The sequence below is a fragment of the Mycobacterium florentinum genome (genome assembly GCF_010730355.1).
Taxonomy (GTDB): Bacteria; Actinomycetota; Actinomycetes; order Mycobacteriales; family Mycobacteriaceae; genus Mycobacterium; species Mycobacterium florentinum.
The window spans coordinates 4,979,874-5,004,691 of record NZ_AP022576.1; the positions used below are offsets into that span (position 1 = coordinate 4,979,874).

The following is a 24,818-nucleotide window of genomic DNA, read 5'->3' on the forward strand; positions in this document are numbered from 1 at the left end:
GTTCATGTACACATCTCGACACCAAAACCGCTCGTCAACGCACTTGAAACAAACATCTGTTCCGGTTAGGCTCCAATCACACGGAAGGGACGCTATGACCAACGAGTCCGGGATCGCTTGCCGCAACGGTGCGAATCCCGACCCGGAAGCCGACGCTGGGGGGCGGCCCTATTACCGGGCGGTCGGTAGCGAAGAGGCGATCTTCAAGGCCGCGTATCGCCAGGGCCTGGCGCTCGTGTTGAAGGGGCCGACGGGTTGCGGCAAGACCCGCTTCGTCGAGGCGATGGCCCACGACCTGGGCCGGCCGCTGATCACCGTGTCCTGTCACGACGACCTCACCACGGCCGACCTGGTCGGGCGTTATTTGCTGCGCGGCGACGAGACGGTATGGGTGGACGGCCCGCTGACCCGCGCGGTGCGTGAGGGCGCGATCTGCTACCTGGACGAGGTCGTGGAGGCCCGGCAGGACACCACCGTGGTGCTGCACCCGCTCGCCGACCACCGGCGACAGCTGCCGATCGAGCGCCTCGGCATCACCCTGGACGCGGCCCCCGGCTTCGGCCTGGTGGTGTCCTACAACCCCGGCTATCAAAGCGTGCTCAAGGACCTCAAGGATTCAACCCGCCAGCGCATGGTCGCGATCGAATTCGGTTTCCCCGCAGCCGATGTCGAAGAGGGGATCGTCGCACACGAAGCGGGTGTGGATGCCGCCACCGCGGCCGAGCTGGTTCGTTTCGGCCAGGCCATCCGCCGGCTGGAAACCGGGGGCCTGCGCGAGGTCGCGTCGACCCGCGTCCTGATCGCGGCGGGCAGGCTGCTCACCGAGGGCCTGAGCATGCCGGAGGCGGCGCGGGCCGCGATCGCCGGTCCACTCACCGATGATGTTGCCGTCGGCCGGGCGCTGGGCGAAATGGTCGACGTCTACCTGGGCGGCGGCGGATAGATGATTGACGCTGCACACCGCCCCCGCTACGGTCTGAACAAATATTAGGTCAGCCGTGGATCGTTGCGAGTGAACGGGTCACCCGGGAGGTCAGATGTCCTACGAAAGCAGCGCTGAGCCGATCAAGGTCGGCTACTTGATGGACTTCACGCTGCCGCCGGGCTTTCCCGAGGATCTGTTCGCGTCCTTCACCCGGACTTTCGACCTGATCTTCGAGGAGGCGGTCGCCCAAGGCCTGATGGACCGGCCCGTGCAGATGATCTACCGCGAGGTGGAGGGACTGCCCAAGGGCTCGGTGAAGGCGGTGATCGATGCGTACGGCGAATTGGTCGACGAGGGCTGCCTGGTGGTCTTCGGGCCGCACATCACCGACAACTGCGTGCCGACCCGCGAAGCGATCGAGGAGCGGTTCAAGGTCCCGGCCATCAGCGTCACCGGCACCGACGACTGGCTGGGCGAGTGGACCTTCGCATTCCCGCAGGGGTCCATGACCGACGAGCCGATCTTCCTGGCCGACCTGATCGCCAAACAAGGGCTTGCCGAGGTCGGTGTCCTGGTCGAGCAAAGCCTGATTGGCGAGAGCTACCTGAAGAACCTGCGAAGTGCGTGCCGGCGCAAGGGCATTCGCATCGTGGCAGAAGTTGCCATCGCCCAGACGGCCCAGGACATCAACGCCGCGGTGCAGACGCTGCACGAGGCAAAGGCCGAGGCGATCGTGCACCTGGGATTCGGATTCGGAATCGTCTTCATCAACCCCGCACTCGAGGCCCTCGGCTGGAACCCACCCCGGTTCACCACCACCGCGTGGCAGAACGCCTGGGTCAACCCGATCATGTGGAACGCATTCATGGGCTGGACCGGTGTCGACCAGTACGACGAGGCGAACCAGATCGGCCAGGACTTCCTCGACGCCTACGCGAAGAAGTACGACGGCAGTCGGCCCGAGTTCTGCGTGACGGTGGTTAACCGCGACGTCGCCGCGACACTGGTGCGGGCCTTCACCGACGCTCATCCGCTCAGCCCACGCGGCGTCAAGGAGGCGCTGGAGCGCGTCAAGATGATGCCCGCCGCGTCGGGCGCACCCGGGACGCGGGTGTCGTTCGGGAAATGGACCCGCCGGGCCTGGATGGGGGCGGGCTATCTGGTGGCACGAACTCTCGATGCCGACGGCATCAACTCGCACTTGGTCGATCGCTTCGGAGAGGAAGGCTGAATCGATGTCTACCGAACAGTCCGCACCGCTAACTACGGAAGACAAACCCACCCCGCCGGGTGGCGGCAAGAAACGCGGCTGGGGCGGCTGGATAGCCGGCGCGGCCCTGGCGGCGTTCGCGCTCTTCTTCATCGCGAACTGTCGTGTCGCCCTTGACCCGCGCGTCGCGAACCCGAACGTGCAAGGCCGGCCCCGCCCGGTGAAGTTCATCTTCGGGCTGGACTACATCACGTTCCTGCACATCTCGACCGTGATCATGCTGTTGGTGCTGTTGGTGGTGTTCATCAGGGGCTGGCGCCGCAATCCCGGCAGCCCGGTCATGCTGATGTTCCTGTGCACCACGCTGATCGTGTGGCAGGACCCGATCATGAACTGGTCCCCGTTCGCGGTGTACAACCCCGACCTCATCCACTGGCCGGAGTCGTGGCCGCTGGTGTCGCTGTCGCCGACCGTCGAGCCCTTCGTTGTATTCGGTTATGTCACTTTCTATTTCGGGCCGTACTTCCCGGCGATCTGGATCCTGCGCAAGCTGCAGGCCAAATACGGGCCGCAGTCGTTCGTGTCGCGACACCCGTTGTGGAGCCTGGGCCTGCTGACGTGCGTGATCGGTTTCATCTTCGACGCGTGGCTGGAGATTCAGCTGGTGCACGCGGGTATGTACATCTATTCGCAGGTGATTCCATGGGGTTCGGTGTTCACCGGCACCACCTTCCAGTTCCCGCTGATCTGGGAGTCGTTCTCGGTGACCTTCGTGATGATCCCGGCGGCCATCCTGTGCTACCGAGACGACACCGGAAAGTCGGTGGCCGAGAAGCTCACTGCGAAAACCAAGGTCTTCCCAAGCCGTCCGGTGCTGGGCACCTTCCTGGTGATGTTCGCCATCATGAACGTGTCGTACTTCGCCTACGGCGCCTGGTTCTGGGCCATCAAGGCCAGTCATGCGGCGACCTCCGTCGCGTGCCCGTGGCCTTACCCGGAGGCGAAAGTGTATGACCCGCAAGGCTATTACGAGAAGGCCGGCGCGAAGGGCCCCTACTCGGTGGGTATCTGGTCCACCTGGGCCAGCGGCGAGCCGAACGGGCGGCCGCACGTCGATCCGCCGCCGCCGGGTGTAGGCGCCTGCGCAACCCCGGGCCAGAATGGCTGAGCCGCGCAGCGTCGTCGTCACCGGCGCGTCCCGTGGCCTCGGCTTCGCGTCGGCGGTTCGCCTGTACCGCGAGGGGTGGCGCGTGGTCGCGGCCATGCGCACCCCCGAGAAGGCAATGCCGTTGCTGCGCGCGGCGACCGGCGCCGGCGAGGACGATGACCGGCTGATCGGTGTGCAGCTCGACCTGTTGGATTCCGGGTCGATCGCCGCGGCCGCCAAGGCGATCGAGGAAGCCGTCGGAGCACCGTACGCGCTGGTGCACAACGCCGGGATCTCCGCCGCCGGAATGGTGGAAGAGACGGATATGGCGTTGTGGCAGAACTTATTCGCCACCAGCGTCTTGGGCCCGGTTGCGCTCACCCAGGCGCTGCTGCCGTCGATGCGGGCGGCCGGTGCGGGCCGCATTGTCTTGGTGTCGAGCGCGGCCGGGGTGCGCGGCCAGCCGGCCACGGCGCCGTACTCCGCGGCCAAGGGTGCGTTGGAGCGCTGGGGTGAGTCGATGGCGGTAGAGATCGCGCCGTTCGGCCTCGGTGTCACCGTGTTGGTGGCCGGGACCTACGACACCGAGATCATCACCGACGCGGGCACCACCGATGATCGCAACTTCGGCGGCCCCTATGCCCGGTTGCACAACACCATGAACAGCCGCGGCCGGTTCGCGATGAAATTCGCTCGCCCGCCCGAGCGGTTCGCCGGTGGATTGGTCAAGGCGCTGGACGACACCGGCTCGTTTCGCCGCCGCGGGGTCGGGCCGGATGCGTCGATGTTGTTGGTGTCCAGCAGAATTCTTCCGGCCATCGGGATGCATCACATGTCGCGGATCATCCTGGGCATACCCAAACAGGGCTCGATGCGCGACGGCGCATGGCCGCTGACGACTGGTCAAAAGGCGATGGTTTTCGCCGCCAAAATTCTTCCACAGCCGGTATTGACGCGTCTTGCATCGCTAGCGGCCAAGCGCCGCAGGGGAACTGAAGGGGAATAAGGGGTTAGACATGGAACAGCTATTCGACGACCTGGAGGACTTCGGCGCCTTCGACGACGCGATCTCCGGTGATGTGCGCGACCCGTACACCGAACTGGCGCGGTTGCGTCACGAGGAACCGGTGCAGCGACTCGAGACATCGGGAGCGCTGCCGCACGAGGAATCGCTGCCGATGTTCATCGTGTACCGCCACGAGGATATCCAGCAGATGCTGCGCGACAACGAGACGTTTTCGTCCGCGGCGGTGATCGCCGCGTTCGGCCCCGTGCTGGGGGAGGGCGTGATGCTGGGCATGGACGAGCCCGTCCACGGGCGGCTGCGGTCGCTGGTGTCAAAGGCGTTCTCGCAGAAGTCATTGGCGCGCTGGCAGGACGAGCTGGTCGGCCGCGTCGCGAACAGCCTGATCGACAAGTTCGCGGCCAATGGCAAGGCGGATCTGGTGAAGGAATTCACCTTCGACTACCCGAGCCAGATCATCGCCGGACTGTTGGGCTTGCCGGAAGAGGACTACCCGCAATTCCAGCGGTGGTCGATTTCGCTGCTGAGCTGGCTGATGAACCCGGAGCGCGGGCTGGCGGCGTCGGCCGCCCTGTGCGAGTACTTCGCCCCGATCCTCGAGGCCCGGCGGGCCGAGCCGAAGGACGATCTGATCAGCGCGCTCGCCGCGGCCGAGATCGACGGGGAGAAGCTCGCGGACGAGGAGATCTTCTCGTTCCTTCGGCTGCTGCTGCCCGCCGGCGTCGAGACGACCTACCGGTCGTTGGGCAGTCTGCTGTTGGCGCTGCTGTCGGATCCGGCGCAGTTGGAGGCGATCCGCGCCGACCGGTCGCTGCTGCCGCAGGCGATCGAGGAGGGTGTGCGTTGGGAATCGCCGCTGCTGACCATCACCCGGGTGGCGACGCGCGACACCGAGCTCGGCGGCGTGGCGATCCCGGCCGGGGCGACGGTGATGCCGATGCTCGGTTCGGCGAACCGGCAGGAGGATCGCTACGACGACCCGAACACGTTCAACATTCACCGACAGGCCAAGGCGAACCTGGGCTGGGGATACGGCGTGCACGTCTGCCTCGGCATGCACCTGGCGCGCCTCGAGATGCGGACCGCGATCAACCTTTTGTTGGATCGGCTGCCGAATCTGCGGCTGGACCCCGACGCGGACGACCCGCACATCCGCGGCCAGGTGTTCCGGTCGCCGACCTCGGTGCCGGTGCTGTTCGATGCGCAGAAGTAGCGCGGCCACGGCGGCTTCGAGCGTGCGGTAATCGCACTTCAGGGGCCTGCCCGCAGGCTGCTGGTTGCCAATCGGCTAGTTTCCAGTAAGGCTCTCCGCAGGGACGAGTCACAACAGATCGAGTGCAAAGAGAGCTGAACAGAAATGGCTGACACTGTAAAGGTCCGGTTCGAGCCGAAAATGATGATCGACGGCAAGCTCGTCGACGGCCAGGCCGGTTCCTTCACCAACATCAACCCCGCGACCGAGGAGTCGCTCGGCGAGGTTTCGGACGCGTCGAAGGAAGACATGCACCGGGCCATCGACGCCGCCCGGCGGGCGTTCGACGACACCGACTGGTCGACCAACAGGGAGCTGCGCAAGCGCTGCCTGCTGCAGCTGCATGAGGCGATCGAGTCCGAGATCGACGAGCTGCGCGAGGAGCTCATCCTCGAGGTCGGCGCGCCCCGCGCCATCACCTTCGGGCCCCAGCTGGATGCGCCACTGGCAGACGGGCTCAAGTACCCTGCCCGGCTGATTGACTCGTACGCCTGGGAGACCGACCTCGGGGACCGGGTTATCAGCCTCACCGGCGCGAACACCACCATCAAGGTGTGGCGGGAGCCGGTCGGCGTGGTCGGCGCGATCGTGCCGTGGAACTTCCCGTTCGAGGTCACCATCAACAAGCTCGGCCAAGCGCTGGGCAGCGGCAACACCGTGGTGCTCAAGCCGGCACCCAACACCCCGTTCAACGCGAACCGGCTCGGCCGGCTCATCGCCGAAAAGACCGACATCCCAGCGGGTGTCGTCAACGTCGTCACCGCATCGGATCACTTCGTGGGTGAGGAACTGACGCTCTCGCCGAAGGTCGACCTGATCTCGTTCACCGGCTCGACGGTGGTCGGAAAGCGGATCATGGAAAAGGGCGCGGCCACCATGAAGCGGCTGTTCCTGGAACTCGGCGGCAAGTCGGCCACCATTGTGCTGGAGGATGCCGACTTCGGCACGGCCTGCATGGTCGGCATTGCGCCGTGCATGCACGCCGGTCAGGGCTGCGCCAACCCGACCCGGCTGCTGCTGCCGCGGTCCCGCTACGACGAGGGCGTCGAGATCCTCAAGAACATCTACGAGAACGTCACGTGCGGTGACCCGCAGGACCCCGCGACGTTGTGCGGCCCGGTGATCTCGCAGCGGCAGTACGAGCGGGTAACGGGATACATCCAGAAGGGCGTGGACGAGGGTGCCACCGCGCTGGTCGGCGGCCCCGGTGCGGAGACCGGCTTCGACAAGGGATATTACGTCCGGCCAACGCTTTTCACGAATGTCGACAACAAGATGACCATCGCACAGGAGGAGATCTTCGGCCCGGTGCTCTCGGTCATTCCGTTCGACGACGAGGAAGATGCGATCCGGATCGCCAACGACAGCGTGTACGGCCTGGCCGGCAACGTATTTGCGGGTTCCCTCGAGCGTGCGCTGTCGGTGACCCGCCGGATCAAGGCCGGCTTCATGGGCGTCAACGGCGGTGCCGGCTACGCTGCCGACTCGCCGTTCGGTGGGTACAAGGAAAGCGGCATCGGTCGCCAGAACGGCATCGCCGGATTCGACCAGTACACCGAGATCAAGTCCGTGGCGTATCCCGCGGTCTAACTCCCCAGTCGGACAGCATCGTGGCCGCCACCTTTGTCCTGGTACACGGTGGCGGCCATGGTGGCTGGTGCTATCAGCCCGTCGCGGCGCTGCTGCGCTCGGCAGGGCACGAGGTCCATGCCCCGTCCCTGACGGGGCTGGGTGAGCGCGCCCACCTGTTCCGGCACGACGTCGATCTGGACTGCCACATCACCGACATCGTCAACCTGTTGCATTTCGAGAACCTGAGCAACGTCATCCTGGTCGGCCACAGCTATGGGGGCATGGTGATCACCGGCGCCGCCGACCGCGCGCCCGATCGGGTGGGCCACCTCGTCTACCTGGACGCCGCGAACCCCGTCAACGGGCAGGCGCTCGTCGACATCGCTCCGGAGATGGCGGCGGCGGCGCGCGCCAATGGCCGCATCGTCGACGGCGTCGAAATGTGTTTGTACCCAACGGATGAGATCCTTCCGTACTACGGCGTTCGGGACCCTGACCAGCTCGAGTGGATGAAGGCGCGGCTGACGCCGCACCCGTGGCGGTGTTTCGAGCAGCCACTGCGACTGACCGACGAAGCCGCTATCGCCCGGATCCCGCAATCGCACCTTTGCACCACGAAGTACATGCGGTGGCGTGATGTAGATGGCCTGCGGCGCAAGGCCGACGGCCGCTTGTGGGATCTCAAGACCGGCCACGACATGATGATCACCGCACCCGGTTGGGTCGCCGAAAAGCTGATGCTGGTGGCCGCCGGCGTCTGATGCGAGCCGACGACCGCGAGTCTGCTCGAGGGTTTGAATGCCGCACAGCGCTATCGCCCGCGATATCGCAACTGCGGACCGAGTAGTGGCCCCCGGGCGATACCGGTGTGGCCCGTGTGGCGCCGGGCCCGCTGCCGGCTCTGCGGACCCCGCCACGAGGCCGCGCAACCCCCTGGTTGACAATCGAGGCAAGACTGGAGTCAAAGGAGAAGTAAAAAATGCCCGAAGCTGTCATCGTCGAGGCTGTGCGCTCACCCGTCGGCAAGCGCAACGGCGGCCTTTCCGGAGTGCACGCCGCCGAGCTGTCCGCGCAGGTACTCAACGGGCTGGTCACCAGGGCCGGCATCGATCCCGAAATCGTTGACGACGTGATCTGGGGCTGCGTGATGCAGGCCGGCGAGCAGGCCCTCGACATCGGCCGCACGGCGCTGTTGACCGCGGGCTGGCCGGAATCCGTCCCCGGCGTGACCGTCGACCGCCAGTGCGGATCGAGCCAGCAGTCCGTCCACTTCGCCGCGGCCGGTGTGGTGGCCGGGCACTACGACGTCGTCGTCGCCGGCGGTGTGGAGTCGATGTCGCGCACCCCGATGGGGGCATCCCTGGCCAACGGCGGGCGGCCCTACCCGGAGAACTTCATCTCGCGCTACGACGGCAAGATCCCCAACCAGGGCCTGGGCGCCGAGATGATCGCCGAGCAGTGGGGATTCGACCGCACCGCACTCGACCAATTCTCCCTCGACTCACACGAAAAGGCAGCTGCTGCACAGGATTCCGGTGCTTTCGACGACCAGATCGTGGGCATCAAGGACTCCGAGGGCAACGTCGTGCTCAAGGACGAAGGCATCCGGCGCGGCACCCCGATGGAAAAGATGGCCTCGCTGAAGCCGGCGTTCAAGGAGGACGGTGTGATCCACGCCGGAAACTCCTCGCAGATCTCCGACGGTGCGGCCGCGCTGCTGTTCATGTCCGCGGAGAAGGCCAAGGAACTTGGCCTCACGCCAATTGCCAAGGTGCACACCGCAACCCTGGCCGGAGCCGACCCGGTCATCATGCTGACCGCGCCCATCCCGGCCACCCAGAAGGTGCTGAAGCGGTCCGGCCTGTCCATCGGCGACATCGGGGCATACGAGGTCAACGAGGCGTTCGCGCCCGTTCCGCTCGCTTGGCTCAAGGACATCGGCGCCGACGAGAAGAAGCTCAATCCCAACGGCGGCGCGATCGCGCTCGGCCACCCGCTAGGCGGCTCCGGTGCCCGGATCATGACCACGCTGCTGTACCACATGCGGGACAAGGGAATTCGCTACGGCCTGCAGACGATGTGTGAGGGTGGTGGGCAGGCCAACGCCACCATTCTGGAGCTGCTGTGACCGACGCTGACGGCGCTGCGCCGGCAGTGCTGGTCGAGCGCCGCGGCAACGTGATGGTCATAACCATCAACCGGCCCGAGGCGCGCAATGCGATCAACGCGGCGGTCAGCATCGGCGTTGGAGATGCGCTGGAAGAAGCGCAGCACGACCCCGAGGTGCGGGCCGTGGTGATCACCGGCGCCGGCGACAAATCGTTTTGTGCCGGGGCCGATCTCAAGGCGATTGCTCGCCGGGAGAATCTGTATCACCCCGATCATGGCGAGTGGGGCTTCGCCGGTTATGTGCACCACTTCATCGACAAGCCCACCATCGCCGCGGTCAACGGCACCGCGCTGGGCGGCGGCACCGAGCTGGCACTGGCCAGTGACCTGGTCGTCGCCCACGAGCTGGCGAAATTCGGTCTGCCTGAAGTCAAACGCGGGCTGATCGCCGCGGCCGGTGGTGTCTTCCGCATCGTCGATCAGCTGCCCCGCAAGGTGGCGATGGAGCTGCTGTTGACGGGTGAGCCGATGACGGCGTCCGATGCCTGGGAATGGGGCCTGGTCAACCAGGTCGTCAAGGAGGGCTCGGTGCTCGACGCGGCACTCGCGATGGCGGCGCGCATCACCGTGAACGCGCCGCTGTCGGTGCAGGCCAGCAAGCGCATCGCCACCGGTGTGGACGACGGCGTCATCACCGGCGACGAGGTGGGCTGGGAGCGCACCGTGAACGAGATGCGCACCCTGATCAGATCCGAGGACGCCAAGGAAGGACCGTTGGCGTTCGCCGAGAAGCGGGAGCCGGTCTGGAAGGCGCGTTAGCGCTAGCTCGCCAGAATGTTGACGCCGAAGCGGAACACCCCGGGGAGGCGTTCGCACGCCGGCACGATGGCACGTCGCGTCGCGCGCGGCGTGCTGGCCAGCACCACGGCCCGGGTGAGCAGCCGGTAGTTGCGGGTCACCCGGTGCCACGACGCCTCATACGCCGCCGGTGTCTCGTTGACGATGGCGTCGACCGCCGCCGCGGCCTGTTTGACGGCGAGGCTGACGCCTTCGCCGGTCAGCGCGTCCTCGTAGCCGGCCGCGTCGCCCACCAGCAGCACCCGGCCCGCGACGCGGCGCGAGACCACCTGCCGTAGCGGGCCGCAGCCGCGCGGGTGCCCGCGGTCGGCGCCCTCGAGGTGTCGGGCCAGCCGCGGAAACCAGCCCAAGTCGGGCCGTCCCTGGGACAGGATCGCCACGCCGACCAGATCCGGTTCCACCGGCGTCACGTAGGCCTCACCCAGCCGGGACCAATACACCTCGACGAACTCCGACCAGGCCGGCACCTCGAAATGCCAACGCACGCCGTAGCGTCGCGGCTTTCCGGCCGTGACGTTGATGCCGACGGAGCGCCGGACCGTCGAGTGCAGTCCGTCGGCGCCGACCAAGAACTTCGCGCGGACACCGGCGGCGGTCACGCCGTGCGCATCCTGCTCGACGCTGGTCACCTTGGTCCGGATCCATTCGGTGTCTTGCTCTTTGGCGCGTGCCTCGAGCGCGGCGTGCAGCGTGGTGCGTCGCACGCCGCGCCCCGGCCCGGTGCGAAACAGCGCCTCGGCGCGGCGCTGCTCGCTGACGTAGGCGATCCCGCGAAACGGCATGCCGGCCGGGTCGACGCCGAGCGACGTCAGCTCGGCGAGGCCGCCGGGCATCAGCCCCTCCCCACACGCCTTGTCGATCGGGTCCTCGCGCGGTTCGGCCACGATGACCGAAAGCCCAAGCCGGCGCGCCTGCAACGCCGTGGCGAGCCCACCGGGGCCGCCGCCGACGATCAGCAGGTCGGCGTCGTAGCCGCTCATGTGTAACCCAATGCGGAGTTCTCCACCCGGATACGCACGGTGAGCAGAATCGCGTTGGCCACCGTGAACGTGGCCGCGGTCAGCCAGGCCGTGTGCACCAGCGGTAATGCGATCCCTTCGGCCACCACCGCAACGTAGTTCGGGTGGTGCAGCCACCGGTAGGGCCCCCGGCGCACCAGGGGCGCCTCCGGTAACACGATCACCCTGGTGTTCCACCGCTTGCCCAGCGTGGCGATGCACCACCAGCGCAGTACCTGACTGGCCGCCGCGACGGCAAGCATCGGCCAGCCCAGCCACGGGATGAACGGCCGGTGCAGCGCCCACGGTTCGACGAGGCAGCCGACCAGCAGCGTGGTGTGAATGACGACCATCACGACGTAATGTGGCCGGCCAAACTCCTTGGCGCCCTGGCTGAAAGACCATTGCGCATTTCGGTTGGACAGCACCAACTCGACGATGCGTTCGAGCCCGACCGCGAGGATCAGCAGGTAGTACATGTCTCCACTATCTCGTGTCCGGGCCTACCAGGCCAGCAGAACGAGCTCGGAGCAGAAAGCCGGGCCCATTGCGATCATCAGACCGAGCGAACCGGCCGGCGGCGGATCCGCCAGGTTGGACCGGAGCACGTCGAGCACCGAGACCGACGACAGGTTACCGTTGTCGCGCAACGACTTTCGGGTGCGATCAAGAGCGTCCCCGGGCAATTCGAACACTTCCTCGACCGCCTCGATCACTGCAGGACCGCCGGGGTGGCAGACCCAGCGAGATATGTCGTGCGGTGTGAGCCCGTGATCGGCGAGGAATTTGCGGACGTCGTCACCGAGGTACTTCTGGACGACGTTCACCACGTCCGCCGACAAGACGATCTGGAAGCCGTCGCTGCCGATCTTCCACCCCATGACGTCTTCGGTGTCCGGGTAGAGCCGGCTTCGGGTGGCCAACACCCGAGGGCCCCGACCTTCGGCACCGGCACGGTCGGCGCCCTTGGCCACGACAGCGCCGGCGCCATCGCCAAACAGGCTGGTGGCAACCAGATTGGCCACCGAACTGTCGTCGCGCTGAATCGTCAGCGTGCACAGTTCCACCGCCAGCAGCGCTGCCACCTGGTCGGGAAAGGCGCGTAAGTAGTCGTGCATGCGGGCCACCCCGGCGGCGCCGGCCACGCAGCCCAGCCCGAACAGCGGGATGCGTTTGACGTCCTCGCGCAGCCCGACCCGGCCCGCCAGCCGTGCCTCGAGTGACGGTACGGCCAGCCCGGTGACCGTCGTCGAGAAAATGACGTCGACCTCCGACGGATTGACCTTGGCTTTCTCGAACGCCGCCAGCAACGCCCGCTCACCGATATCCAAGGCCACTTCGAGATAGGCCTCGTTTGCCTCGGTGAAACCGCTCAGCTGCTCCATGCGATCCATCGACACCGCGAGGTGGCGGTGCTCAACGCCGGCCGTCTGCGCAAAGCGCCTGAAGTGCGGGCCGAGGACGGTACTGAGCCGGTCGATGAGCTCTTCTTGCGGGTGGTAGTGGTGCGGGAATTCGACTGCAGCAGCTGCGATTGATGGTTGTGCGTCGTTGGTCGGTGTTCTCAGTCCGAGCGTGGCCGAACTGCCCCCTGTGATCTTGTCCATGTACTGACTTACGGGACCGTAGGTTGGTTAGTTCACCCTAACTCGCTGTGAGTATGACCACTGGTCATTCGAGTGCCTTTTGGGTACCCGCCGGGGATTATGACCACGCCGTGTCCGCGCGGCTGGGTCGTTTGGGTTTCGGCGCGCCCCGTCCGGGATAGGGTCAGGGTTATGCGGATTCTGGTCACCGGTGCCAGTGGCTATGTGGGATCACGTCTGGTCACGGCGTTGCTCGCGAATCGACACCAGGTGGTGACCGCCACCCGAAACCCCCAGCGGCTCAAGCGCTTCGGTTGGTTCGATCATGTCGCGCCGGTCCAGCTGGAGGCTTCGGATCCGGTGTCGGCGCAGGCGGCGATGGACGCCGCGGGCCCGGTTGACGTGGTCTATTACCTGGTGCACGCGATCGGTCAGCCCGACTTCCGCGACGCCGACCGGGCTGCTGCGGCCAACGTCGCGGCCGCCGCCCGCGACGCCGGGGTGCGGCGCATCGTCTATCTGGGCGGCTTCGTGCCCGCCGGTGCGGAGCTGTCCGATCATCTGGCCAGCCGGGCCGAGGTGGCCGAGGCCCTGACGGTTTCCGACGGGCCGGAACTGGTGTGGCTGGGTGCGGCGGTGATCATCGGCGCCGGCTCGACATCGTTCGAGATGATGCGTTATGTCGGTGACCGGTTCCCGCTGCTGCCGGTACCGACCTGGATGGACAATCCGATCGACCCGATCTCCATCCGCGACGTGCTGCACTATCTGCTCGCCGCGGCGAACCCCGAGCGAGTCGGCGCGGGTGCCTATGACATCGCCGGCCCGGACACCACGACCTATCGGGACCTGCTCAGGACGTACGCGCGGATCTCGGGCCGGTGGCACGCCACACTGCCGGTCGGCAGGGTCGACACCGCGTTGGCGTCGCTGGTCACCGGGCTGGCGCTGCCCGTGCCGCCGGGATTGGCCGGCGACCTGATGGAATCGCTGGACCACCCGATGGTCGCGTCGGCCAGCGGCCTGCGGGGTCGGGTCCCCGACCCGCCCGGCGGGCTGCTGGGCGTCGAGGACGCCATCGGCCGGGCATTGAGCTCGAACGGCAGGCCCCGGCCGGTCAACGCGCTGACCGATCCGCATCATCTCGCCGACACCGATCCGGCGTGGGCCGGCGGGGATGCGCTGCGCATCCGTCGGCTCGTGCGGGCGATCACGCCGCCGATCGCGCGTCCAACCCTGAAGCTGGTCAACCTGGTTCCCGGCCCGGTCGCCGGAGCGCTGCGAACCGGCCTGGACATCATGGTTACCCTCACGCCGAAGGTACGACCGGCATGAGCCAGGCCGCCAGCCCGTACCACACCAGTGTGTTCTCCGAGCTGCATCGCGCCGTCACCAATGTCGCTGTGCCACATCATGAACCACCGTCGGTGGTGCGGCGACGCCGTGTCGTCGTCGCGCTCACACTGGTGATCGGCGCTGCGGTGCTTGGCTTTTCGCTGCGACGTACGCCCGGCGATTCGAACTTCTACTGGCTGACCCTGGTATTGGCGGCGGTGTGGATCGGTGGGGCGTTCCTGTCCGGGCCGCTGCATCTCGGCGGTATCTGCTGGCGCGGCCGCAACCAGCGCCCGGTGATCAGCGGCACGGCGATCGGTCTGCTGCTCGGCGGCATCTTCGTGGTCGGCGGGCTGATCGCCCGCGAAATCCCAGCCGTCGCAACACTGGTCGCCCGGGTGCTGCAATTCGCCCATCAGGGATCGTTTTGGGTGATCGTGGTGATCACGCTGATCAACGGCGTTGCCGAGGAGATGTTCTTCCGCGGTGCGCTCTATACGGCGCTGGGTCGGCGTGCGCCGGTGGCGATTTCGACTCTGCTGTACATCGGCGTGACGATGGCGAGCGGCAACCCGATGCTCGGTTTTGGCGCTGTCATCCTCGGCACGGTGTGCGCGCTGGAGCGACGGGCCAGCGGCGGGATTCTGGCTCCGATGCTGACCCATTTTTTCTGGGGTCTGACCATGGTTTTGGCGCTGCCCCCGATGTTCGGCGTCTAGCCGATAGGCCGCGCTAGCCGTCGGTGAAGCCCGGCGTGCGTCGCTCCCGGAATGCCGTTGCGCCCTCTTTGAAGTCGTGCGAGCGCAGCAGCGTGGCCTGGCCATGGAATTCGCGCTCGAAGGCCGCTTCCAATTCGGTTAGCGTGGCCGCGTTGATCGCCTCCTTGGTCTTGGCGTACGCCACCGCGGGACCCGCCAACAATGTCGAGATCACCTTGTCGACCTCGGTGTCGAAACCCTCGGCCGGGTAGACCGCGGAGACCAGGCCGGCGTCCAACGCCTCGGCGGCCGGCAACCGCTCGGCCAGTAGCGCCATCCGCGTCGCGCGGATCCGGCCGATCGCGGCGGCGACCAGTGCCGAGGCGCCGCCGTCGGGCATCAACCCGATCCTGGTGAAGGCAAGCATGAAAAACGCCTTCTCCGAAGCCAATACGAGGTCGCAGGCCAGCGCCAGCGAGACCCCGACGCCGGCCGCGGGTCCCTGGACGACGGCGACGACCGGCCGCGGCGACAGCGTGATGGCCCGAACGGCACGGTTGGCTTGCGTGATGATCTCGGTCCCGGAGCCGGCGTCGGCCACGTCGTCGGCACTCATGCCCGCACCGGAGCAGAAGCCCCGGCCGGCGCCGCCCAAGCGCACCACCCGCACGCGTGGGTCGGTGGCCGCGCTCTCGACGGCGTCGGCGATCCCGGCCAGCACCCGCGTGGTGACCGAGTTGAGGCTGTCCGGCCGGTCGATGGTCACCGACAGCACGCCGTCGGAGAGAGTGACGTCGAGCCCGGTGACGGGAGCGAGTGTGTCGATAGCGGATTGCGGCATGGGCTCACCCTAACCGCCGGTAAGCGACCGGGCTGCACGGCCGTTGACCGCGGCTGCGAAGATGCGAACGATCGGTTCTTCGATCCGAGGCAGACGAAAGGTCGGTAGATCATGGCTGGACCGCTGAGTGGACTGCGGGTAGTGGAGCTGGCCGGCATCGGCCCGGGCCCCCATGCCGCGATGATTCTGGGGGATCTGGGCGCCGATGTGGTGCGCATCGACCGGCCGTCGGTGAATCCCGATGGGGCAGTGCAGGACACCACGAATCGCAACCGGCGCATCGTCGCCGCCGACCTCAAGTCCGACCAGGGCCGCAAGCTGGTTCTCGACCTGATCGCCAAGGCCGACGTGCTGATCGAGGGCTACCGCCCGGGCGTCACCGAGCGACTCGGCTTGGGCCCCGAAGATTGCGCGAAGGTCAATGACCGGCTGATCTACGCCCGGATGACGGGTTGGGGGCAGACCGGCCCGCGCAGCCAGCAGGCCGGCCACGACATCAACTACATCTCGCTGAACGGCATCCTGCACTCCATCGGCCGGGCGGGCGAGCGGCCGGTGCCGCCGCTGAATCTGGCCGGCGACTTCGGTGGCGGCTCGATGTTCCTGTTGGTCGGCATCCTGGCCGCGCTGTGGGAGCGGCAGTCCTCCGGCAAGGGGCAGGTCGTCGACGCCGCGATGGTCGACGGATCCGGCGTGCTGGTCCAGATGATGTGGCAGATGCGCGCCGCGGGGATGTGGACCGACGCTCGCGGCACCAACATGCTCGACGGCGGCGCGCCCTACTACGACACCTACGAGTGCGCCGACGGCCGCTACGTCGCGGTCGGTGCCATCGAGCCGCAGTTCTACGCGGCCATGCTGACCGGGCTCGGCCTGGAATCCGCCGACCTGCCCGGCCAAAACGACGTCAGCCGCTGGCCCGAGTTGCGCGCCATACTCACGAAAACGTTCGCCAGTCAGGACCGCGACCACTGGGCCAAGGTGTTCGCCGACTCCGACGCGTGCGTGACGCCGGTGCTGGCGTTCGGCGAGGTGCAGACCGAGCCGCACAACACCGAGCGCGACGTCTTTTACGACCACAACGGCAACCTGCAGCCCCGCCCGGCGCCACGGTTCTCGCGCACCGCGAACGACACGCCCCGCCCGGCGGTAGCGGTGACCGACGTTCAGGACATCATCAAAGACTGGGTATAGTCCCCAACCAACAAGTTGGTCGGCAGATCGCGGCACGAAAGGAATTGCATGGAGATCAAAGACGCCGTCGCCGTCGTCACCGGGGGCGCCTCGGGTCTGGGCCTGGCTACCACCAAGCGGCTGCTGGATGCGGGCGCGCAAGTGGTCGTCATCGACCTCAAGGGTGAGGAGGCCGTGGCCGAGCTCGGGGACCGCGCGAAGTTCGTCGCGACCGACGTCACCGATGAGGACGGCGTGAGCAAGGCGCTCGATGTCGCCGAGTCGCTGGGCTCGCTGCGCATCAACGTCAACTGCGCGGGCATCGGCAACGCGATCAAGACCCTCGGCAAGGACGGACCGTTCCCGCTGAACTTGTTCAAGAAGGTCGTCGAGGTCAACCTGATCGGCACCTTCAACGTGCTGCGGCTGTCGGCCGAGCGCATCGCCAAGACCGAACCGGTCGGCGAGGAGCGCGGCGTCATCATCAACACCGCCTCGGTCGCGGCGTTCGACGGCCAGATCGGCCAGGCCGCCTACTCCGCGTCCAAGGGCGGCGTTGTCGGCATGACGCTGCCGATCGCCCGCGACCTGTCGCGCGAGCTGATCCGAGTGGTGACCATCGCGCCGGGGTTGTTCAAGACGCCGCTGTTGGGGTCGCTGCCTGAGGAGGCGCAGAAATCATTGGGCAAGCAGGTGCCGCACCCGGCGCGGCTCGGCGATCCCGATGAGTACGGCGCGCTGGCGGTGCACATCGTGGAGAACCCGATGCTCAACGGCGAGGTCATCCGTCTCGATGGCGCCATCCGGATGGCGCCGCGCTGAGGCCGGTCTAAGGCAGATACACAAAAACCCCCGCCACGGCGGGGGTTTTTGTTGGCAACAAGATCAATGAGATCGACGGAACCAACGAGAGACCGAGGGTTCGGCCATGAGCAGCCGTGCGAGCAGACTCATCGTGGTCAGCTCGCGTTAGGTAGCGGGTGCCAGTCGTCAAACTGCTCGGAGGTCTCGCCTTCCACCAGCACGTCGCCGTGGTAGAGAGCCTCGAAGTCAACCTTGATGACGTCCGCGCTTGCTTCGTCGATCCACATGAGAATGAGCCTAAGAGCAACCATTAAGGAATCTTTGAGTCACGATTCGGAAAATGGTGGCAATTTACTCGCCAGTAGGGTCGCCGGGCGGCTAGGGCGGGATTCGCCCCGCGAGCGGCTTTATTCGCGCCCATTTTCCTAGCCGGACTCTTAGTGTTCGCGGGTTTGAAACCTGGTCGAACCAATCGGGCTGCTACCCCGTACCTCGGTAAGGAGTTGTTTGACACCTGTCACTTACCGCGGCTAGGTTACCGCGAATATGGTGTGCGTCCCCGCGGGACTGCCATCGGGGGAGGAAGCATAGATGCTGCCAAGGATCGCTCGGCTGGCCATCGCCGCGCCGCGCCGGATCATCGCGGTCGGGGTACTGGTGTTCATTGCCGCCGCGGTCTTCGGCCTCCCGGTCGCCAAGAGCTTGGCTCCCGGCGGTTTCCAGGATCCCGATTCGGAGTCCGCACGCGCCATCGCGGTCCTGACCGAGAAGTTCGGGCAGAGCGGTCAGCAGATGCTGATCCTGGTGACCGCGCCCGCGGGCGCCAACAGCGATCAGGCCCGCAAGGTGGGCACCGATCTCGTCGACCAGTTGCAGCACTCGCCGTTGGTCTACAACGCGACCTCGCCGTGGACGGCACCGCCGCAGGCGGCCGCCGACTTGACGAGCAAGGACGGCAAGTCCGGGTTGATCGTGGTCAACCTCAAGGGCGGCGAAAACAACGTGCAGAACAACGCCCAAACCCTGTCGGACCAGCTTGTGCACGATCGTGACGGTGTCACCGTCCGCGCCGGCGGCTCGGCCATGGAGTACGCGCAAATCAACAAGCAGAACCAAGAAGACCTCTTGGTCATGGAGATGATCGCGCTGCCGCTCAGCTTCCTGGTGCTGATCTGGGTGTTCGGCGGCCTGCTGGCGGCAGCGCTGCCGATGGCGCTGGGTGCGCTGGCAGTCGTCGGCTCGATGACGGTGTTGCGGCTGATCACCTTCACCACCGAGGTGTCGATCTTCGCGCTGAACCTGAGCACCGCCATGGGCCTGGCACTGGCCATCGACTACACGCTGCTGATTGTCAGCCGCTATCGCGACGAGTTGGCCGAGGGCGGCGACCCGCACCAGGCGCTGATCCGGACCATGGCCACGTCCGGGCGCACGGTGCTGTTCTCCGCGGTCACCGTCGCCCTGTCGATGTCGGCGACGGCGCTGTTCCCGATGTACTTCCTGAAGTCGTTCGCCTACGCCGGGGTCGCCACCGTCGCGTTCGTCTCGATCGCGTCGATCGTGATCACCCCCGCCGCGATCGTGCTGCTGGGCCCGCGGCTGGACGCGCTGGACGTGCGCAAGCTGGTGCGGCGGATATTCCGCCGCCCCGAGCCCGCGCACAAGCCGGTCGAGCAGATGTTCTGGTACCGGTCGAGCAAGTTCGTGATGCGCCGGTGGCTGCCGATCGGCGTGGCCGTCGCCGCGGTGCTGGTGCTGCTCGGTCTGCCGTTCCTGCGGGTGACATGGGGCTTCCCCGACGACCGGGTGCTGCCGCGATCCGCGTCGGCGCACCAGGTCGGCGATCAGCTGCGCACCAACTTCGCGCGCGATTCCGCGACGTCGGTGCCGGTCGTCGTCCCCGATGCGCGGGGCCTGAGTCCGGCCGACCTCGCCACCTACGCGGCGGCGTTGTCGCGGGTGCCCGAGGTGTCGGCGGTATCGGCGCCGAGCGGAACGTTCGTCGGCGGCAACCAGGCGGGGCCGCCCGCCGGCGCCACCGGCCTGTCCGACGGCAGCGCCTTCCTGACCGTCAGCAGCACGGCGCCGTTGTTCTCGCCGGCGTCCGATACCCAACTCAAGCGGTTGCACCAGGTGCCCGGGCCCGCGGGGCGTTCGGTCGAGATGGCCGGCGTCGCGCAGGTCAACCGCGACAGCGTCGATGCGGTGACGGACCGGCTGCCGACGGTGCTGGGCGTGATGGCCGTGATCACCTTTATCTTGCTGTTCCTGCTGACCGGCAGCGTGGTGTTGCCGGTCAAGGCGTTGATGTGCAACGTGTTGTCGCTGACCGCGGCGTTCGGCGCGCTGGTGTGGATTTTCCAGGAAGGCCATCTCGGCGCGCTGGGAACGACACCGAGCGGCACGTTGGTGGCGAACATGCCGGTGCTGTTGTTCTGCATCGCGTTCGGTTTGTCGATGGACTATGAGGTGTTCCTGATCTCGCGGATCCGCGAGTACTGGCTGCAGTACCGGCCGATGGTGTCGACCGCGAGAGAGGCGCACGCCGCCAACGACGAGGCGGTGGCGCACGGTGTCGCGCGCACCGGCCGGGTGATCACCGCCGCCGCGTTGGTGATGTCGATGTCGTTCGCCGCGCTGATCGCCGCGCACGTGTCGTTCATGCGGATGTTCGGTCTGGGCCTGACTCTGGCCGTGTTCGTGGACGCGACGCTGGTTCGGATGGTCCTGGTTCCGGCGTTCATGCACGTGATGGGCCGCTGGAACTGGTGGGCGCCCAAGCCGTTGGTGTGGCTGCACGAGCGGTTCGGCATCAGCGAGGGACCGGCCGAACCGGCCGCGCCGATCGACCCGATCGAGTCGATTTCGGTTCAGCACAATGGGCATCCGGTCGCCGAGACAGTGACTAAAATCGGTTGAGCCTGGTGCATGCCGGGGGGCATCGGCGGCAGCCGAGCTAGGGATCGACAATCATGGGCGTCGGCAGGGCCATATGCTGAGGCCCGTTCCGAATCGAATAGGTGGGGGATGACAGCAGCAGTAACAGCACCGTGCGACAACCCATTCTTCGCGCGGGTGTGGCCGGTCGCCGCGGCACACGAGACGGAGGCGGTGCGGGCGCTGCGCCGGGAGAACCTGGCGGGTCTATCGGGCCGGGTGCTCGAGGTCGGGGCGGGCATCGGGACGAACTTCCCCAACTACCCCTCGTCCGTTGTGCGGGTGGTGGCGATGGAGCCCGAGCCGCGCCTGGCGGCCCGGGCGCAGGCGGCCGCCGCCGCGGCGCGCGTTCCGATTGTTCTGACCAACGAGACCGTGGAGGAGTTCCGCGGCGGGCAGCCGTTCGACGCGGTGGTCTGCTCGCTGGTGCTGTGCTCGGTGCGCGACCCTGCGATGGTGCTGCGGCGCCTGTACGCATTGCTGCGCCCGGGGGGCGAGTTGCGCTATCTCGAGCACGTGGCCAGCGCCGGTATGCGCGGCCGGCTGCAGCGCTTCGCCGACCGGACCGTGTGGCCCCGGCTGCTGGGTAACTGCCACACCCATCGCGATACCGAACGCGCGATCATCGACGCCGGGTTCGAGGTGAACAGTTCCCGGCGGGAGTGGACGCTGCCCGCGTGGTCGCCGATGCCGGTGTCGGAGCTGTTGCTGGGACGCGCGCGCCGGCCCTAGCGCTACCTACTCGGCGCCGAGACTGCGCTCACGGCGTCCGATGGCGGGTAGACCGCGATTCCTGCGCAGGATGAGCGCCGTTAGCGCAGGCTCGATGCTCGAAATTGAACTGCATCGCGAACCCGGCCGATGATGTCGGAGGGGCGATCCGCCGCGATCACCCGGATGATGATCCAGCCGAGCCGATCCAGGGCCTCGCGCCGGCGGATGTCCTTCCGGTATTGCCAGCGGTCTAGACGATGTTGTTCGCCGTCGTACTCGACGCCGACCATCAAGTCTTCCCACCCCATGTCGAGGTAGTACATGTGAGCGCCGTCCGCGCTCATCACCGGGATCTGGGTCGTCGGTCGCGGCAAGCCCGCCCGGATGAGTAAGAGCCGCAGCCACGTCTCTTTTGGCGACTGCGAGCCGGCATCCACCAATTCCAGCGCGGTCTCCAACTGCCTGAGACCGCGCGCACCGCGATGCTGGTCCGCGATTTCGGCGACGTCGTGGACCTTGACGCCGGTCGCCTGCATCAGGGCGTCTAGCCGGGCGATCGCGATCTGGAGTGGCTTGCGGCGGCCGATGTCGAATGCCGTGCGCTGTGGCGTCGTCACCGGCACGCTCTCGACAATGCCGAATTCCTCTGGGCGAAGCCTCATGTCGTAGGTTCGCACGCCGCGAGGCGGCCGCGCGTTCGACCAAATCAACTCGACGGGCAGGTGCTCGTCCACCCATTTGGAGCCATGCCACGCGGCCGCGGTGAGCCCGCCAAGCACCCCCTCCCGGTGCGACCACAGCCAAGCAGCCACCGCGCGGTCGCGTGCCGTCAGCGGCTGATCGCGTCGAACGTAGATGTCGGGAAAGATCGCGCGGAACCGCGACCGCAGCTGATGGCGCCGCAGCCTCCCGTCGAGCAGCGCTTCGCTGCCGATGAACGGTCTGGCGTCCGCATTCATGGCGCCAGACTTGTCGACGGTGCCGACACAGCTCGATCGATTCTGCGGCCGGGGCGCGACTTTGTGGACCAACCGCGATCTGGGTGCAGGATGAGCACCGCTACCGCAGACTCGGCGAAGCCCCTACTTGAGCAGGGCGGGCAGCCGCTGCAGCAGCCCCGGCAATGCCAGACTGGCCGGCTCGCGGATGCTGAGCGTGACGGTGTCGGACAGCGGGGTGGGCTCGGGATTGACCTCGATTACGGTGGTGCCGCGCGAGAGCGCGAGATCGGCGAGGCCGGCGGCCGGATAGACGATCGCCGAGGTCCCCACCACCAGCATCACGTCGGCGGCCTGGGTCGCCTCGACGGCGTGGCGCCACGGGCCTTCGGGTAGCCGCTCGCCAAACCAGACGATGTCGGGCCGAATCAGCCCGCCGCAGCGATGGCAGTGTGGCGGCTGCACCTCGAGTGCCGGTTCGGACATCTCGGGCAGAGCATCGGTGTAGGGCAGATCGCAACTCGTGCAACGGAATTCGAACAAGCTGCCGTGCAGGTGATGCACCGGGGCGCTGCCGGCCCGCTCGTGCAAGTCGTCGACGTTCTGGGTGACGACGCTGACCTCGGCGTAGTCTTGCCATGCGGCGATGGCCCGGTGTCCGTCATTGGGTTCGACGGTGCCCACCAGGTAATGCCGCCACAAATACCAGCCCCACACCCGCTCGGGGTTGTCCCGCCAGCCCTGGGTGCTGGACAGCTCGTAGGGGTCGAACCGGGCCCACAATCCGTTCTTGTCGTCGCGAAATGTCGGCACTCCGCTCTCCGCGGAGATCCCTGCGCCGCTGAGCACCGTCACTCGCATGCCCCCAACATAGCGGTGCTTGGGGTAATACTGGATACGTGGAGCTGGGCGAATGGCTAAGGGTCGACCTCAAGAGCGGCCGGCCGCTGTTCGACCAGCTCCGGACGCAGGTCATCGATGGTGTGCGGGAAGGTGCCTTGCCGCCCGGCAGCCGGTTGCCGACGGTGCGCGAGCTGGCCGGACAACTCGGCGTGGCCGTCAATACGGTCGCGCGCGCATACCGTGAGCTGGAGACAGCGGCCATTGTCGAAACCCGGGGCCGCTTCGGCACTTTCATCGCCCGCTACGACCCGACCGATGCGGCGATGGCGGCCGCGGCCCGCGAGTACGTGCATGTCGCCCGCGGACTCGGGCTGGGCAAGGCCGATGCGCTGCGTTACATCGAGGCGGTGCCCGACGAGGATTCGCGCTAGCCGAATTCCAGCAGCGTCAAGCACGGCCGCAGCGCCTTGAACATCGGCGTGCGGTAGATCATCGACACCGCCGCGTTGAACGCGCGGCCGCGCCCGGGCGGCAGCCGCAAATCCTGGACCGCGCGGATACCCGGCACGGTGTTCACCAGGTCGGCCACCTCAGGAACGGACAGGCTGAACGGCAGCGGCGGCCCCTTGTACCGTCGCGAGGTCCGCATGCCGCGCCGGCTCACCCGCGACACCCAGGCCGGGGGCAGGTCGAACATCATCTGGCCGCCGGGAAACCTGCTGGCGCACTGGGTAATCAGCCCCATCGCCTGCTCGGGTTGCAGATACATCAGCAGCCCCTCGGCGGTGATGAACACGCCGCCGGCCGGATCTACCGAGTCCATCCAGCCGTAGTCCAGGGCCGACTGGCCGCACACCGACATCCGCTCATTCGACGGCAGCAGCCGGGTCCGAATATCGGTGATATCGGGCAAATCGACTGTAAGCCAACGGAATTGGGCGTTAGGAAGGCTTGCGTCCAATCGCCAGAAGCTGGTCTGCAGACCCTCGGCCAGCGCCACCACGGTGGCCGCCGGGTGCCCGGCCAGGTAGGACAGGGCCTGGGTGTCGAAGAGCCGGGCGCGCAGCGCGATGTCCTGGCGGGGCCGGCCGAACTTGGCGAAGTCGTAGTCGATCGAGTCGACCAGTTCTATCGCCATCGGATCGACGATCAGGGGAGCGGGCCCGCGCGCTTCCTGCGCCCGCGCGTTCAGCGTCAGCAGGGCGGTCTCGGAGACGCCTTCCAGGGAGACCTTCCCTTTTCCGGGCTCGTGGGCGGAGGTCATCGAGGCAAACCTTACCGACCTTCGGCACGAGCATCACCGCAACAGTTTGGCCAGGGTACGCATGTTGCGGGTGGTGGTCGACGACTTGTAGCGCGGCTTGCCCATCGTCTTGCCGATCGTGCTGTCCAGCGTGGCGCCCTTGGGCACCTGCCAGTAGATGACGCCGTCACCGCGGCCGATCTTTTCGTCCGGGCCGGCGTCTTCGGCCAGCGCGGCGAGCTCGTCGAGCACCGCGGGGTCGGCGACGAACGTGACGTAGGACTGATAGCCGTCGACCTCGGGCTCGAACGGGTAGGCGTCGACGATGGCATGCACGGTATCGAGGTCATAGGGCAGCACCCACGCGTCGTAACCGAACTTCTCGCGCAGGGTGGTTTGGGCTTTGTTGCGGACCGCGGGCGCCTTGGCGGACGACTCCAGCAGCACGTTGCCGGTGGCCAGGATGGTGCGGACGGCCGAGAAGCCCGCGTCGGTCAGGGCCGTTGCCACCTCGGCCATTTTCAGGTTGACGCCGCCGACGTTGACGCCGCGCAGGAACACCGCGTACTTGGTCACGATCCGATTGGACCAGAGCGACGTAGTCTTTGGGG

At 67.0% G+C, this 24,818-nt stretch carries 25 protein-coding genes; 16 read left to right on the top strand and 9 right to left on the bottom strand.

Going from position 1 to position 24,818, the window contains the following annotated elements; translation table 11 throughout:
* Positions 1-94 precede the first annotated feature (94 nt).
* The 9 genes from G6N55_RS23705 to G6N55_RS23745 all read left to right on the top strand — a co-directional run bounded on the left by G6N55_RS23705 (position 95) and on the right by G6N55_RS23745 (position 10,058).
* Positions 95-943: a CbbQ/NirQ/NorQ/GpvN family protein gene (locus G6N55_RS23705; protein WP_085221121.1), complete on the top strand. Its 849-nt coding sequence runs from the start codon at positions 95-97 to the stop codon at positions 941-943.
* A 94-nt stretch (positions 944-1,037) separates the two neighbouring features.
* Positions 1,038-2,156, top strand: a complete 1,119-nt coding sequence (locus tag G6N55_RS23710; RefSeq protein WP_085221120.1) for an ABC transporter substrate-binding protein — start codon at positions 1,038-1,040, stop codon at positions 2,154-2,156.
* 4 nt (positions 2,157-2,160) lie between these two features.
* Positions 2,161-3,303 carry a spirocyclase AveC family protein gene (locus G6N55_RS23715; protein ID WP_085221119.1) on the top strand — a complete coding sequence of 381 codons (1,143 nt, stop codon included), beginning with the start codon at positions 2,161-2,163 and terminating at the stop codon, positions 3,301-3,303.
* Positions 3,296-4,288: an SDR family NAD(P)-dependent oxidoreductase gene (locus tag G6N55_RS23720; protein WP_085221118.1), complete on the top strand. Its 993-nt coding sequence runs from the start codon at positions 3,296-3,298 to the stop codon at positions 4,286-4,288. Before G6N55_RS23715 ends, G6N55_RS23720 begins: the two co-directional genes overlap by 8 nt.
* Before the next feature lie 10 nt (positions 4,289-4,298).
* On the top strand, positions 4,299-5,519 hold the full coding sequence (locus tag G6N55_RS23725) for a cytochrome P450 (RefSeq protein ID WP_085221117.1): 1,221 nt from the start codon (positions 4,299-4,301) through the stop codon (positions 5,517-5,519).
* 144 nt (positions 5,520-5,663) lie between these two features.
* Complete coding sequence (locus tag G6N55_RS23730; protein WP_085221116.1) at positions 5,664-7,148, top strand: aldehyde dehydrogenase family protein; 1,485 nt, start codon at positions 5,664-5,666, stop codon at positions 7,146-7,148.
* A gap of 20 nt (positions 7,149-7,168) precedes the next feature.
* Positions 7,169-7,891, top strand: a complete 723-nt coding sequence (locus G6N55_RS23735; protein ID WP_085221115.1) for an alpha/beta fold hydrolase — start codon at positions 7,169-7,171, stop codon at positions 7,889-7,891.
* Between the two features lie 218 nt (positions 7,892-8,109).
* On the top strand, positions 8,110-9,258 hold the full coding sequence (locus G6N55_RS23740) for a thiolase family protein (protein WP_085221114.1): 1,149 nt from the start codon (positions 8,110-8,112) through the stop codon (positions 9,256-9,258).
* Complete coding sequence (locus tag G6N55_RS23745) at positions 9,255-10,058, top strand: crotonase/enoyl-CoA hydratase family protein (protein WP_085221113.1); 804 nt, start codon at positions 9,255-9,257, stop codon at positions 10,056-10,058. Before G6N55_RS23740 ends, G6N55_RS23745 begins: the two co-directional genes overlap by 4 nt.
* 2 nt (positions 10,059-10,060) lie before the next feature.
* On the opposite strand, the gene G6N55_RS23750 is transcribed toward G6N55_RS23745, so the two are convergent.
* Genes G6N55_RS23750 through G6N55_RS23760 form a run of 3 tightly spaced genes read right to left on the bottom strand, consistent with a single transcriptional unit; the run spans position 10,061 to position 12,702 of the window.
* Entirely contained in the window at positions 10,061-11,077 is a 1,017-nt protein-coding gene (locus G6N55_RS23750) for an NAD(P)/FAD-dependent oxidoreductase (RefSeq protein ID WP_085221112.1), read from the bottom strand.
* Positions 11,074-11,574, bottom strand: a complete 501-nt coding sequence (locus G6N55_RS23755) for an isoprenylcysteine carboxyl methyltransferase family protein (protein ID WP_085221111.1) — start codon at positions 11,572-11,574, stop codon at positions 11,074-11,076. Before G6N55_RS23755 ends, G6N55_RS23750 begins: the two co-directional genes overlap by 4 nt.
* Positions 11,575-11,598: 24 nt before the next feature.
* The gene (locus G6N55_RS23760; protein WP_085221110.1) at positions 11,599-12,702 is read right to left on the bottom strand and encodes a type III polyketide synthase; all 1,104 of its coding nucleotides are present in this window, start codon (positions 12,700-12,702) and stop codon (positions 11,599-11,601) included.
* Between the two features lie 171 nt (positions 12,703-12,873).
* Between G6N55_RS23760 and G6N55_RS23765 the strand changes: the two genes are divergently transcribed.
* On the top strand, positions 12,874-14,016 hold the full coding sequence (locus G6N55_RS23765) for an NAD(P)H-binding protein (protein WP_085221109.1): 1,143 nt from the start codon (positions 12,874-12,876) through the stop codon (positions 14,014-14,016).
* Entirely contained in the window at positions 14,013-14,735 is a 723-nt protein-coding gene (locus tag G6N55_RS23770) for a CPBP family intramembrane glutamic endopeptidase (protein ID WP_085221108.1), read from the top strand. The genes G6N55_RS23765 and G6N55_RS23770 overlap by 4 nt, the downstream gene beginning before the upstream one ends.
* Positions 14,736-14,748: 13 nt before the next feature.
* Here G6N55_RS23770 and G6N55_RS23775 read toward each other — a convergent pair whose 3' ends face one another.
* A complete protein-coding gene (locus tag G6N55_RS23775) occupies positions 14,749-15,555 on the bottom strand; it encodes an enoyl-CoA hydratase (RefSeq protein ID WP_085221107.1) in 807 nt (268 codons plus the stop codon).
* Between the two features lie 111 nt (positions 15,556-15,666).
* Between G6N55_RS23775 and G6N55_RS23780 the strand changes: the two genes are divergently transcribed.
* The gene (locus G6N55_RS23780) at positions 15,667-16,749 is read left to right on the top strand and encodes a CaiB/BaiF CoA transferase family protein (RefSeq protein ID WP_085221106.1); all 1,083 of its coding nucleotides are present in this window, start codon (positions 15,667-15,669) and stop codon (positions 16,747-16,749) included.
* A gap of 48 nt (positions 16,750-16,797) precedes the next feature.
* Positions 16,798-17,550, top strand: a complete 753-nt coding sequence (locus tag G6N55_RS23785; RefSeq protein WP_085221105.1) for a 3-hydroxyacyl-CoA dehydrogenase — start codon at positions 16,798-16,800, stop codon at positions 17,548-17,550.
* A 137-nt stretch (positions 17,551-17,687) separates the two neighbouring features.
* On the opposite strand, the gene G6N55_RS30200 is transcribed toward G6N55_RS23785, so the two are convergent.
* Positions 17,688-17,819, bottom strand: coding sequence for a hypothetical protein (locus G6N55_RS30200; protein ID WP_139826725.1), 132 nt, complete (start codon positions 17,817-17,819; stop codon positions 17,688-17,690).
* Positions 17,820-18,123: 304 nt separating this feature from the next.
* Here G6N55_RS30200 and G6N55_RS23790 point away from each other — a divergent pair, with 304 nt between their 5' ends.
* Both G6N55_RS23790 and G6N55_RS23795 read left to right on the top strand, forming a co-directional pair.
* Positions 18,124-20,451, top strand: a complete 2,328-nt coding sequence (locus G6N55_RS23790; protein ID WP_085221104.1) for an MMPL family transporter — start codon at positions 18,124-18,126, stop codon at positions 20,449-20,451.
* Positions 20,452-20,559: 108 nt separating this feature from the next.
* Positions 20,560-21,201: a class I SAM-dependent methyltransferase gene (locus tag G6N55_RS23795; RefSeq protein ID WP_085221103.1), complete on the top strand. Its 642-nt coding sequence runs from the start codon at positions 20,560-20,562 to the stop codon at positions 21,199-21,201.
* 80 nt (positions 21,202-21,281) lie between these two features.
* Here the strand turns inward: G6N55_RS23795 and G6N55_RS23800 are convergent, their stop codons facing one another.
* Together G6N55_RS23800 and G6N55_RS23805 are read right to left on the bottom strand one after the other, a co-directional pair.
* On the bottom strand, positions 21,282-22,142 hold the full coding sequence (locus G6N55_RS23800) for a hypothetical protein (protein WP_085221102.1): 861 nt from the start codon (positions 22,140-22,142) through the stop codon (positions 21,282-21,284).
* A 123-nt stretch (positions 22,143-22,265) separates the two neighbouring features.
* Positions 22,266-22,982, bottom strand: coding sequence for an SIR2 family NAD-dependent protein deacylase (locus G6N55_RS23805; RefSeq protein WP_085221101.1), 717 nt, complete (start codon positions 22,980-22,982; stop codon positions 22,266-22,268).
* Between the two features lie 38 nt (positions 22,983-23,020).
* Here G6N55_RS23805 and G6N55_RS23810 point away from each other — a divergent pair, with 38 nt between their 5' ends.
* Positions 23,021-23,395, top strand: a complete 375-nt coding sequence (locus G6N55_RS23810) for a GntR family transcriptional regulator (RefSeq protein WP_085221100.1) — start codon at positions 23,021-23,023, stop codon at positions 23,393-23,395.
* On the opposite strand, the gene G6N55_RS23815 is transcribed toward G6N55_RS23810, so the two are convergent.
* Both G6N55_RS23815 and G6N55_RS23820 read right to left on the bottom strand, forming a co-directional pair.
* On the bottom strand, positions 23,392-24,228 hold the full coding sequence (locus G6N55_RS23815; RefSeq protein WP_085221099.1) for a class I SAM-dependent methyltransferase: 837 nt from the start codon (positions 24,226-24,228) through the stop codon (positions 23,392-23,394). The two genes, G6N55_RS23810 and G6N55_RS23815, sit on opposite strands and share 4 nt — an antisense overlap.
* Before the next feature lie 33 nt (positions 24,229-24,261).
* Positions 24,262-24,783, bottom strand: coding sequence for a DUF1697 domain-containing protein (locus tag G6N55_RS23820; RefSeq protein WP_085221098.1), 522 nt, complete (start codon positions 24,781-24,783; stop codon positions 24,262-24,264).
* Positions 24,784-24,818: the final 35 nt, after the last annotated feature.

Bases quoted from the DNA above. Each gene is read 5' to 3' on its own strand.
- G6N55_RS23705 (WP_085221121.1), top strand. From the start codon at position 95: ATGACCAACGAGTCCGGGATCGCTTGCCGCAACGGTGCGAATCCCGAC.
- G6N55_RS23710 (WP_085221120.1), top strand. From the start codon at position 1,038: ATGTCCTACGAAAGCAGCGCTGAGCCGATCAAGGTCGGCTACTTGATG.
- G6N55_RS23715 (WP_085221119.1), top strand. From the start codon at position 2,161: ATGTCTACCGAACAGTCCGCACCGCTAACTACGGAAGACAAACCCACC.
- G6N55_RS23720 (WP_085221118.1), top strand. From the start codon at position 3,296: ATGGCTGAGCCGCGCAGCGTCGTCGTCACCGGCGCGTCCCGTGGCCTC.
- G6N55_RS23725 (WP_085221117.1), top strand. From the start codon at position 4,299: ATGGAACAGCTATTCGACGACCTGGAGGACTTCGGCGCCTTCGACGAC.
- G6N55_RS23730 (WP_085221116.1), top strand. From the start codon at position 5,664: ATGGCTGACACTGTAAAGGTCCGGTTCGAGCCGAAAATGATGATCGAC.
- G6N55_RS23740 (WP_085221114.1), top strand. From the start codon at position 8,110: ATGCCCGAAGCTGTCATCGTCGAGGCTGTGCGCTCACCCGTCGGCAAG.
- G6N55_RS23750 (WP_085221112.1), bottom strand. From the start codon at position 11,077: ATGAGCGGCTACGACGCCGACCTGCTGATCGTCGGCGGCGGCCCCGGT.
- G6N55_RS23755 (WP_085221111.1), bottom strand. From the start codon at position 11,574: ATGTACTACCTGCTGATCCTCGCGGTCGGGCTCGAACGCATCGTCGAG.
- G6N55_RS23760 (WP_085221110.1), bottom strand. From the start codon at position 12,702: ATGGACAAGATCACAGGGGGCAGTTCGGCCACGCTCGGACTGAGAACA.
- G6N55_RS23765 (WP_085221109.1), top strand. From the start codon at position 12,874: ATGCGGATTCTGGTCACCGGTGCCAGTGGCTATGTGGGATCACGTCTG.
- G6N55_RS23770 (WP_085221108.1), top strand. From the start codon at position 14,013: ATGAGCCAGGCCGCCAGCCCGTACCACACCAGTGTGTTCTCCGAGCTG.
- G6N55_RS23775 (WP_085221107.1), bottom strand. From the start codon at position 15,555: ATGCCGCAATCCGCTATCGACACACTCGCTCCCGTCACCGGGCTCGAC.
- G6N55_RS23780 (WP_085221106.1), top strand. From the start codon at position 15,667: ATGGCTGGACCGCTGAGTGGACTGCGGGTAGTGGAGCTGGCCGGCATC.
- G6N55_RS23785 (WP_085221105.1), top strand. From the start codon at position 16,798: ATGGAGATCAAAGACGCCGTCGCCGTCGTCACCGGGGGCGCCTCGGGT.
- G6N55_RS30200 (WP_139826725.1), bottom strand. From the start codon at position 17,819: ATGTGGATCGACGAAGCAAGCGCGGACGTCATCAAGGTTGACTTCGAG.
- G6N55_RS23790 (WP_085221104.1), top strand. From the start codon at position 18,124: ATGCTGCCAAGGATCGCTCGGCTGGCCATCGCCGCGCCGCGCCGGATC.
- G6N55_RS23795 (WP_085221103.1), top strand. From the start codon at position 20,560: ATGACAGCAGCAGTAACAGCACCGTGCGACAACCCATTCTTCGCGCGG.
- G6N55_RS23800 (WP_085221102.1), bottom strand. From the start codon at position 22,142: ATGAATGCGGACGCCAGACCGTTCATCGGCAGCGAAGCGCTGCTCGAC.
- G6N55_RS23805 (WP_085221101.1), bottom strand. From the start codon at position 22,982: ATGCGAGTGACGGTGCTCAGCGGCGCAGGGATCTCCGCGGAGAGCGGA.
- G6N55_RS23815 (WP_085221099.1), bottom strand. From the start codon at position 24,228: ATGACCTCCGCCCACGAGCCCGGAAAAGGGAAGGTCTCCCTGGAAGGC.